Source organism: Tunicatimonas sp., assembly GCF_049647865.1.
In the GTDB taxonomy this organism is placed as follows: domain Bacteria; phylum Bacteroidota; class Bacteroidia; order Cytophagales; family Cyclobacteriaceae; genus Tunicatimonas.
In genome coordinates this window covers 1-9,253 of record NZ_JBARYM010000173.1, presented here as the reverse complement: position 1 = coordinate 9,253, position 9,253 = coordinate 1, and the positions used below count along the sequence as shown (strand labels likewise).

Sequence of the window (9,253 nt, the reverse complement as noted above, 5' to 3'; positions counted from 1 at the left end):
AAGTAGAGGTAGTTGAATTTACGGTAGCCCCGCAGGTAAATCCTACCGAAGGCTTACCAATGCACGAATGGTTCGTAGAGTTTGCCCAAACGCCTAATGATCTATCTGCTTTTTCCTATGTTATTGACCAACAATTGCAGCAGCTAAACCCTTATTATGATGATCTAATATCCGGTAGTATCCTCCGTCCGTTAGAAATTAGGCCTTTACTAAAAGACGGTTTTCGGCAGTATATGAAAAGCCAGGGTAGGTTAGGAGGGCAAAACAAAGTGCCTCGTTTATCAAATGATCGTATATTAGCCGATGGATTACAACTCTTCGTTAGCTAGTAGCGACGGAATTTATGGAACAACATCCCGAAAAAAGACACATCGCCATACTTGGCTCAACCGGCTCCATCGGCACGCAAGCTTTAGAAGTTATTGAGCAGCATCCCGATCGGTTTGCGGTAGAGGTGCTTACTGCTCACCGCAATGCTGATCTGCTAATTCAGCAGAGTCTAAAGTTCAAACCCAACGCGGTAGTTATTGTGGACGAAGCGCAGTACGATAAAGTACAGCAAGCACTTGATCCGCACGATATTAAAGTGTACGCGGGAGCAAAATCTTTAGCTTCGGTGGTTGAAATTGAAAGTATTGAACTGGTGCTTACCGCTACGGTAGGCTATGCTGGACTGCTGCCCACCATCAAGGCCATTGAAGCAAACAAACATATTGCGTTGGCCAATAAAGAGACGCTGGTGGTAGCGGGTGAGATTATCACTAAGCTAGCGCAGAAAAACGGGGTGAATCTGTATCCGGTAGATTCTGAGCACTCGGCTATCTTTCAATGTCTGGTTGGAGAGTTTCATAATCCGATTGAGAAAATTATCTTAACCGCTTCGGGAGGACCCTTCCGCGGAAAAACACGGGAAGAACTAGCCAAGGTCACTAAAGCTCAGGCACTAAAACACCCCAATTGGGACATGGGGGCGAAAGTTACCATTGACTCCGCCTCACTAATGAATAAGGGGCTGGAGGTAATGGAAGCTAAGTGGTTATTTGGTTTGCAACCGGATCAGATTGAGGTGATAGTCCATCCGCAGTCCATCATTCATTCACTCGTGCAGTTTCAGGATGGCTCCATGAAGGCGCAATTGGGCTTACCCGATATGCGAATACCCATTCAGTTTGCCTTAAATTATCCCGAACGTTTGCCATCGGATTTTCCTCGTTTTAACTTTCTGGACTATCCTGAACTTACGTTTGAGCAACCGGATACTACTGCATTTCGAAACTTAGCATTATCTTATGATGCCATGCAGCGGGGCGGAAATATGCCTTGCGTACTAAATGCGGCGAATGAAATTGCGGTTTCTGAATTTTTGCGCGACAAACTTGGTTTCCTAAACATGTCTGATGTGGTGGAAGAATGCCTAGCGAGAATGCCCTTTATTTCTCATCCTACTTACGAAGACTACGTTAAGACGGACGAAGAGACAAGAATTAAAGCACTAGAATTAATTGAATAGTTAATGGAAGGTTTAATAATGGCAGCCCAGTTGCTGCTTGGTTTATCGATTTTAGTGGGACTGCACGAGTTAGGTCACTTACTAACTGCTAAGATGTTCGGGATGCGGGTAGAGCAGTATTACATTGGGTTTCCGCCTAAGATTTTCGGCTTTCGTTACGGTGAAACTGAATATAACTTAGGAGCTATTCCTTTGGGAGGTTTTGTGAAGATTACTGGAATGATTGATGAATCATTAGATACCAAGAGCTTGAGCGAAGAACCTCAACCTTGGGAATTTCGCGCCAAACCCGCCTGGCAGCGTTTGATCGTTATGATGGGGGGGATAATTGTTAATGTAATTACCGGAATTATCATCTTCATTTTCCTTACTTATCAATACGGTGACACTTATATTCCCCGCGATGAGGTGTTAAAAAACGGTATCGTCGCCTACGATTTGGGGCAGGAGATTGGCTTGCAAACTGGAGATAAAATCCTGAAAGTAAATGGTAAAGAGTACGATAAATTTAGTGATTTAACGGATGCCAATGTGTTGTTAGCTAACGATGCTTATTACACCGTAGATCGTAATGGTCAAACCCTGGATGTGCTAATACCGACTGGTTTCTTAGACAAATTCTCTGATAAAGAAGCCGCCCGAAACTTTATGCAGGTGCGAATGCCATTTGAAGTAGGTGAATTGATGGAAGGAAGCAATGCTGAAAAGGCAGGCTTAAAAATGGGTGATAAGATTCTTTCCGTTGATAGCAAACCAATAGCGTTTTTTCATGAACTACGCGATGTGCTGGCAGAGAAAAAGAATAAAACGGTGATGATTGAAGTGCGGCGCTCGGATGATAGTACAATTGAAAATCAAGTAGATAAATCTTTTACACTTCAGGTAGATGTAACTGAAAACGGTACTATAGGATTTTATCAAAAGCCACAGATAACATTGGGGCGTACCGAATACACCCTCGCTGAAGCTATTCCTCAGGGCACCACGGATGCTTTCAAGATTATTTGGGTAAACATTCGGGCAATCGGTAAAATCTTTAAGGGTGAGGTTTCTGCCTCTAAATCATTGAGTGGTCCCATTGGTATTGCTCAGATTTTTGGTGGCGAGTGGGATTGGGTACGCTTCTGGCGAATTACGGGTTTACTATCAATGGTACTAGCCTTCATGAATTTCCTACCCATTCCGGCTCTCGATGGTGGTCACGTAGCATTCTTAAGCTACGAAATAATTTCTGGGCGTAAACCTTCCGATAAATTCCTAGAAGGTGCTCAGAAGGTAGGTATGGTATTACTACTTAGTTTAATGACCTTTGCTATCTTCAACGATATTTTTAAAGTGCTTTTCTAAAAAGATAAACCTAACTCGCAGATATTTAAGACTGGTATAAGCTCCGTTACTTTGGTAGGCTTTTTCATTAAGTTACTAATGTTAATATATAAGTAATGGCGAATTAAAATTCAACTACTTTTTGGAAAGTATTATGCTGAATTAAACATAAAATGGTCTAAATGCGAACTCAAACCGCTATTATTAGACCTTAATGTGCAGGTGTTTATTTATTGATTTAAAAATTATTTGTCTAACACTAATGCGCCTAATTTCACTATGGTACATACAGTGATAAAATGAAAGGCAGCTATCAATAAGTTGCTAATTACAATCGGCTTTTAAGGGTTTTCGCAGTTATCGGACTCAAAAACTTACATACTATTTGCACAAAGAATAGGGCGAAAGCTAATACTGGTTGATTAAAGAACAGTAACAGTACAGAAGCTAATAGTATATCTATCTTGATTACCATCTTTGGACTTTACAAAGAAAGTCACTATTGTAGTAGCACAGCAAAAATTATACGCAACGTTATGTTTATCCTATCCTACAGAATAAAGGTGAATAAACACTATATGGCTTTGTTTAACCTAAACCTCTTATAGAATATCAGAGAAATTAGCAATTTGAATGGATACTCAACATCAATATACTTTCCTAATTCATTGTAAGAAGCATGTTCATAGAGGAAACGAAACAAAATCTGCTAACTCCATAAAAACAGTTATTCCGCCGCTGTACTATCGGCAGTAGTTCCGTTAGGTGTGTTTCCGCCGTATTCCTGATTTAAGCCTTCAACAACTTGCTGAGTAATATCCAGGCTGTCGTCGGCATAGAGCACTCCACTGTTTTTAGTGTATGTAAGCACCAATTTAAAGTCTTCGTTTTTGCCGTAATCTTCTAAAAATTCTGAAACTCGTTCGTAGAGATCATCATTTACTTTACCTTCTTCTTCCATCAACTGACCGCTTAGGTTTTGTTGATACTGCATCAGGTTTTGTTGCTTTTTACGCAAATCTTCTTCAACTGCCCGGGCTTGGTTCATTGTCATGGTACCAGCATTTTGTTGGAAGTTGCTAATTTCATTCTGTAAACCTCGGGCTCGGTTCTCATATTCTTTCTGTAAGTCTTCCGCTTTCTTCTCTAGCTCTACTCGCTTGGTCTGGAAAAACGCATAATTTGCTAACAGAGTATCGGAGTTAACGTAGGCAATTTGAGGAATAGTACCTGAAGTAGCGGCAGCAGTAGAGTTGGCTGGAATTGTCTCACCACCGCTCTGACTAAAGTGAAGAACGTATAAATAAATGACCGCAATGGCTAAAACTATGTTTAAAACGAGAGATGCAATTTTCACAGTATAATTTCTATTATAGGTTAAGTATTAAATAAGCGGTAAAGATAAACTAATTTTTGGGTATTAGGGATTGGGTTTTGGGTTTTGAAATAGAAATTGGTTGTTTCAGCCGTATTGATGTGACTACAAGTCTCGCTAAATTCTTCATTTCACTTCTGATCACTTATTTATTACTTCTTATTTTTCATCTCTTAGGCGGGTTTAGATTCCGGTATGGCTTTAGTTGCTTGATTTTCAATTTTATCGGCTGATTTTAGCGTTCTTTTTTCGCGGAAGAAAATGGTAAATAATACTAAAACAATTACCGAAAGCACTGCTGGAACTAACCAGATTTTATCCCAAAGATACGTATCTTGGTCAACCGTATAATTTTCGGCAATAACTCCCGAGAGCAAACTACCAATGAACATCCCCACCCCGTAGGTAGCAAAAGTAATCAGACCTTGGGCTGCGTTCTTTATATTCTTGGGAGCACGCTCATCAACGTAGATTTGTCCGGTTACGAAGAAAAAATCGTAACAGATACCGTGCAGAATAATACCTCCGTACAGCATCCAAACCAAGTTACCCGGATCACCAAACATAAATAACACGTAACGCAGTGCCCAAGCGGCCATGCCAATCATTAGCATTTTTTTATAACCCAAACGCTTAAAAAAGAAAGGCATCAACAACAGAAATATAATTTCAGACATTTGTCCCATTGTCATTTTGCCCGCCGCGTTTTCTACTCCAATGTTGTTAAGAAATAGATTAGCAAAGCTGTAGTAGAACGACAATGGAATACAGATAAGTAAGGAAGCAATAAATAATATAGCGAAAGATCGATCTTTCATTAGTTTTAAAGCATCTAAACCAATAATATCTTGCCAACTGGCTTTTTCACCTTTGCTTTTAGGCGGGGTATGCGGAAGCGTAAAACTATACAATCCCATTACTACCGACATTCCTGATGCGATTAGAACGGGGGTTGCTTGATCTTCGATATTCAGATATCCAACAATTAGTCCGGCAATAATCCAGCTGATGGTCCCCAGCACCCGTACTCCCGGAAACTCTTTACTCGGATTGTCCATGTGATGAAACGAAAGCGAGTTGGTTAAAGCTAGGGTTGGCATAAAGCAAAGAGTGTAGGCGATGATGACTGGATAGAATAGTGCAAAGTCTTCTATTGTTGATAGATAGTAAAGAATGCCAGCACCCACCAAATGAAGCACGCCTAAAACGCGTTCAGTAGGGAAAAATCGATCAGCCACCATTCCGACAAAAAATGGGGAGATCATGGCGGCAATAGCAAAAGCACCGTAGGCTAATCCGATTTGTGTGCCTTCATATTGAAGTGTAGCTCCCAGATAAGTTCCTAGCGTTACGTACCAGGCACCCCAAACAAAGTATTCTAAAAACATCATGCCCGATAGCTGGGCGCGGGTGCGTAAATCCATAGCATTAGGTTGTAAAGTATGTTAGAGAATTAAGGTGTTCTAATGTTCAGGTTACATTCATGAGGTTGTGGTTATCCACTAACTTAGAACTTAAACAATAGAACCCGCCATCTTCAAATTTACCAAAAAATCTATTTTATGCTATCTTTCTACTGATCCTGTTCGCTTGGTTGATTTCTGCCATCATTTTCGATAAGCTCAACTCGGCTACTATCCTGTAGTTGATTAGAGATGGCAATATACGGACCGGAAACTATCTCATCGCCAGTTTCTAGTCCACTGAGAACTTCAATAAACTCGTAGTCGCTGATACCCGTTTTTACAATTACTTTCTCTACCCGCTCTTCACCAACCTTTCGGAAAACAACCTCATCCAAGGTTTCTTCATTACTAAAAGTATCTTGATCAGACTGCTGGTTTTGCTTATCCTCTTGTTCTTTGTTTCGCGTAGTTACTGCCGATAGTGGAACTGATAGTACGTCTTCTTTTCGGTTAGTTAGAATATCTACGCTGGCGGTCATACCTGGGCGAAACGGAAAAGGTCCGCGGTTTTCTAGTAGCTCCTGGTAAGACGAATTCAGCAAGCGAATACGAACTTCAAACTCAGTGACAGCTTCATCGGTTAGTTTTTCATTGGCCGTATTAGCAATGGATGTAACCATTCCCTGAAAACGATAATTATCGTAGCTGTAAGCATCTACTTCAATAGAAGCCGTGTCGCCTAATGATACTCGGATAATGTCGTTCTCGTTGACATCTACCCGAACTTCCATTTTACTCAAATCAGCAATACGTAGCATTTCGGTTCCGGCCATTTGCGAGGTTCCTACTACCCGCTCACCTTGCTCTACATCTAATTTTGATACAATACCGCCCATAGGGGCATAAATACTGGTCAACGAAAGATTCTCACGCGCCTCTTCTACCGAGGCCTGGGAAGACCGAACGGCGTAGCGCGCCGCCTCTACGTTTTGTCGGGCCGATTCGTAGCTTTGTTCGGCTACCTGAAAGTCACTCTGGAACTGCTCAAAGTCAGCATCCGAAATCACTTGATCATCGTAGAGTTTCTGATTGCGTTCGTAGGATAATCGTGCGCGTTCTAGCTGGGCTTGGCTACTGGCCATTTGGGCTTGCATTTGCGCTTGAGCCGCCCGTTGTTGGTTTAAATTAGCCTGAGTGCGTGATAGTACTGATTCAAAATTGTCGGGACGGATTCGTAACAGCAATTGATCTTGCCGTACTGAATCGCCTTCTTCCACGTTTAACTCGATAATCTCACCTGGCACTTCCGGGGAGATTTTTACCTCGGTTACCGGTTGGATCGTGCCCGAAGCACTAACTCGTTCTACAATTGTATGCGGCTCTACGGAAGCAAATCTTACTTTAATAGCCTTTTCACCCCCAATCCATTCAAGCTGGCGAGCGATGAGCAATAAGATTAATATTGTCCCGACAACAATGGCGATAATTAGAATGGGACTGCGCTTCTTTTTTTTGGTGCGGACGGTTGTTGACATGAGGAGCTTTGGTTACGAGATCGCTACAAATAAAAGGCTAAACGTTCTGAAAATCGGTAATTTAAGTGTTAACCTTCAGAAATAAGGCAAAAAGTACTTTTGTCTTTCTACGAACCAAATGTATATTCGTTCCGGTTAAAATTGAAATGAATATGCGAAAAAGGATCGTGGTTTTAACAGGGGCAGGAATTAGTGCCGAAAGCGGTATTCCTACCTTTCGGGATGCGGATGGTTTATGGGAGGGGCACGATGTTATGGAAGTAGCAACCCCGGAAGGCTGGCGGAAGAACCCAGCCTTAGTGTTAGACTTTTATAACCAACGTCGTAAAGCGGCATTGCAGGTTGAGCCTAATGCTGGTCATCGGGCCTTAGTTGATTTAGAGAATCACTACGAAGTAATAATAATTACTCAAAATGTAGACAATCTGCACGAGCGAGCCGGATCCAGTCAAATTATTCATTTGCACGGTAGTTTATTTGAATCGCGAAGTATTTCTGACGAATCGCTGGTTTACAATATTGATGGTTGGGAACTCAAGCTAGGCGACTTATGCGAGAAAGGTGCCCAGTTACGTCCTAATATTGTGTGGTTTGGTGAAATGGTTCCGATGATGGAAGTAGCACAACGTGAAGCAGCACAGGCCGATATTTTTATGGTAGTGGGAACGTCACTTCAAGTATATCCGGCAGCGGGACTATTGTACGACGTACCTCCTGGTATTCCCATATACATCATTGATCCTAGCATTCCTGATTATCAGTCTCAACCTAATATTATTGCAATTGCCGAACCAGCTAGCATTGGAGTGCCTAAGTTAGTTAAGCAACTCACCGAGGTTTAGCAAGGTAGAGGGTAAAAGGTTTAAAGTACTGTATTAGCTTATACCTTCCACCGTTTACCCATCACTTTCTGCCTTAAAATAATCTTGAGGAAAATCAATAAGATAAAGTTCTTGCGTAGCTCGAGTACAAGCGGTGTACAGCCAGCGTAGCGTTTCTGAGGTTCGGTGTCTTTGCTTTAAATAGCCTGGGTCTACAAATATTACAGGCCACTGACCGCCTTGGGCTTTATGGCAAGTAAGGGCGTAAGCATACTTGACTTGTAAAGCGTTAAGATAAGGATCTTTACGAATGGCCTTCAACTGTTTCGATTTCTGAGGAATATCGACATACTGTTCAGCTACAGCATCATATAACTGCTTATTGTCTTCGCTAGTAAGGGTAGGGGAGCTACTGTATAGGGTTTTAGTTAGTACCTTACTTTCAAAGGGGGGTTGGCGAGGGTGGTCTACTAATTTGAGTTTTAAAGTAACAAAGTGAAAACCGAATTGGTACTCATCTTCTTGAACCTCAATTACTTCTACCAGTTCCCCATTAGCCAGAAATCCTACCTTTGATGACTTGGGTAGCGCTCGATAATTGTTTCGTACTACCATGAGTAAATCACCTATTTCTAGCTCTTGTTGTCGGTGCAAAATTTCTTGCCGGATTTGCTGATTATAGCGGGTAGCTTCTTGATTGGAGGCACAAATCAATAGTGTCTGTTGCAAACCATACTTCAAATAGGCGTAACTCAATCCTTGTTTAATTTTCGAGGATTGCATCCGATAAATATCAGAATAACCTGTAGTGTTAAGTTGTTGTAATGGATCTTCGGAGTTAAGCGTATTTCGAAGTATAGTAGCGTTGTGTAGTATACCTTTGCGCTTTTGTTGCCGAACAACTTGGGTTAGTTCAAACGCAGCAACTGTTAGGCCGTAAGCATGATGAAGAATCTCTGAGTTCAGCGCTACACTAAGTGTGTGCCCAACCGGGGGAAGTTGAGCACGATCTCCAATTACAATTAGTTTGTTATCCGGATGCTCAAAAACGTATTCTAGTAAATCCAACAGCATAGTTCGGTCCCCACCTTCAGACTCATGGCTGATCATAGAGGCCTCATCTACCATAAAGACAGCCTTCTTTTGGTAGTTTTTACGTCGTTTAAACTCAATATTTCCCGAATACGGGTTTTGTACTTGCTTATAGATTTGTCGATGAATCGTATAGGCTTTTCGTTTGCTATATTTAGCCAAAACTTTTGCCGCTCGCCCAGTAGGAG

At 41.6% G+C, this 9,253-nt stretch carries 7 protein-coding genes and 1 pseudogene; 4 read left to right on the top strand and 4 right to left on the bottom strand.

Annotated elements, in window-relative coordinates:
- From WBA23_RS05290 to rseP, 3 genes and pseudogenes are all read left to right on the top strand, one after another.
- Nucleotides 1-329 (top strand): annotated as a pseudogene (locus tag WBA23_RS05290) (hypothetical protein); the annotation flags it as partial.
- A gap of 14 nt (nucleotides 330-343) precedes the next feature.
- Nucleotides 344-1,510, top strand: coding sequence for a 1-deoxy-D-xylulose-5-phosphate reductoisomerase (locus tag WBA23_RS05285; RefSeq protein ID WP_424581204.1), 1,167 nt, complete (start codon nucleotides 344-346; stop codon nucleotides 1,508-1,510).
- A 3-nt stretch (nucleotides 1,511-1,513) separates the two neighbouring features.
- Nucleotides 1,514-2,857: an RIP metalloprotease RseP gene (gene rseP / locus WBA23_RS05280; protein WP_424581203.1), complete on the top strand. Its 1,344-nt coding sequence runs from the start codon at nucleotides 1,514-1,516 to the stop codon at nucleotides 2,855-2,857.
- A gap of 706 nt (nucleotides 2,858-3,563) precedes the next feature.
- Here rseP and WBA23_RS05275 read toward each other — a convergent pair.
- From WBA23_RS05275 to WBA23_RS05265, 3 genes are all read right to left on the bottom strand, one after another.
- Nucleotides 3,564-4,193 (bottom strand): OmpH family outer membrane protein, encoded by a 630-nt coding sequence (locus tag WBA23_RS05275; protein WP_424581202.1) that lies wholly within the window; start codon nucleotides 4,191-4,193, stop codon nucleotides 3,564-3,566.
- Nucleotides 4,194-4,384: 191 nt separating this feature from the next.
- Nucleotides 4,385-5,635, bottom strand: coding sequence for a nucleoside permease (locus WBA23_RS05270; protein WP_424581201.1), 1,251 nt, complete (start codon nucleotides 5,633-5,635; stop codon nucleotides 4,385-4,387).
- 149 nt (nucleotides 5,636-5,784) lie between these two features.
- Nucleotides 5,785-7,152 (bottom strand): efflux RND transporter periplasmic adaptor subunit, encoded by a 1,368-nt coding sequence (locus tag WBA23_RS05265; protein ID WP_424581200.1) that lies wholly within the window; start codon nucleotides 7,150-7,152, stop codon nucleotides 5,785-5,787.
- A 146-nt stretch (nucleotides 7,153-7,298) separates the two neighbouring features.
- Between WBA23_RS05265 and WBA23_RS05260 the strand changes: the two genes are divergently transcribed.
- Nucleotides 7,299-7,994 (top strand): SIR2 family NAD-dependent protein deacylase, encoded by a 696-nt coding sequence (locus WBA23_RS05260; protein ID WP_424581199.1) that lies wholly within the window; start codon nucleotides 7,299-7,301, stop codon nucleotides 7,992-7,994.
- A 54-nt stretch (nucleotides 7,995-8,048) separates the two neighbouring features.
- Here WBA23_RS05260 and WBA23_RS05255 read toward each other — a convergent pair.
- On the bottom strand, nucleotides 8,049-9,253 hold a 1,205-nt coding region (locus WBA23_RS05255), incomplete at its 5' end, for an ATP-dependent DNA helicase (RefSeq protein ID WP_424581198.1).